General features: G+C 43.7%; 1 protein-coding gene and 1 pseudogene. One reads left to right on the top strand and one right to left on the bottom strand.

What is annotated here, in order from left to right:
- Window positions 1–289: pseudogene (locus KIV40_RS28420) on the bottom strand (methyl-accepting chemotaxis protein); the annotation flags it as partial.
- 241 nt (window positions 290–530) lie between these two features.
- Between KIV40_RS28420 and KIV40_RS28415 the strand changes: the two are divergent.
- Window positions 531–959 carry a DUF3010 family protein gene (locus tag KIV40_RS28415; RefSeq protein ID WP_285352565.1) on the top strand — a complete coding sequence of 143 codons (429 nt, stop codon included), beginning with the start codon at window positions 531–533 and terminating at the stop codon, window positions 957–959.
- The last annotated feature ends 257 nt before the right edge of the window (window positions 960–1,216 follow it).

Below are 1,216 nucleotides of genomic sequence, written 5' to 3'. Positions count from 1 at the left end.
GTACTGCTGTATATGCGTTGTCTTTGAATTCAAAAATCTGATACTCGATTGCCGCCTGATCATCAGCAAGCAGTAAGCCTTGAGCGGACGCGATCACTTGATAGATATCGCGATATCCATCCTCTAGGTTTTCTAGCACAGGTTGCACGACATTATTCAATTCGTGATTGATCGCGGCCTGTTGGTTCGACTTAATCACGTTCATGATGGTGACCGTAGAGAAGACAATCACGATCACCAATAATGGGATAGCTATCTTGCTGCGGATGGAAAGGTTGTTGATGCTCATTGGTCCTCTTTAACCGTACGATATTTGATATTATTCATATAATATATCGTATGCGGAATAATCAACGCTATGAATTTGTGAGGTCGATCTCATAGCAAACGTTATCGCAAATTCATTCGCTGACAATTTAACCAACCGATAGAATTTGGAACCAATTTATCTTATAGATTTTGCTCGATAGACTGGCGATAGCGAGCAAATAGAACCATAATGTGAGGCTGTTAAATCGATAGGTAAAAACATGAAAATTTGTGGCGTTGAAATCAAGGGTAATGATGCGATCATTTGTCTACTTTCTCTTTCAGATAGCGTATTCAACATCCCTGACTGCCGCGTTTCTAAGGTCGCTATCCGCGACGCAAATGACACGCAAAACATGAAGGACTTCCAATTCTCTTTCGCTAAGCTAATGGAAGACTACCAAGTCGAGAAAGTAGTGATTCGCCAGCGTCAAACCAAGGGTAAATTCGCAGGCGGCGGCCACGGCTTCAAACTGGAAGCTGCGATCCAATTGATCGATGGCCTTGATGTTGAAGTGGTAACACCTGCGGCAATCAAAGAAAGCCTAAAGCACAACCCACTGATGATGAAGTTCAAAGAGACTGGCCTAAAACAGTACCAAGAAGCACCATTCACAACCGCTTATGCGTGCTTGATGAACAAAGCGTAATCGCAAGGTCGCTTAAAAGATGAAAGAGCCCGAAATAGGCTCTTTTTTATTGGAATTAAGAAATATCAGTCGATGGTGTCACCCTTCGGATCTCACTTGGGCCTTCCACTTAACACCCTGTGACAACTTAGGCTTCTTCACCACTAAATAGACAGCAACCGCGGCCAACGCAAAGCCCAACGCACCATAACCATCAAACGACTCACCAAACATCAGCCAAGCCTGAATGGCAGTCGTTGGCGGTACAAGATAAAAGA

Source organism: Vibrio sp. D173a (genome assembly GCF_030248475.1).
This window is presented reverse-complemented; position numbering and strand designations above follow the sequence as displayed.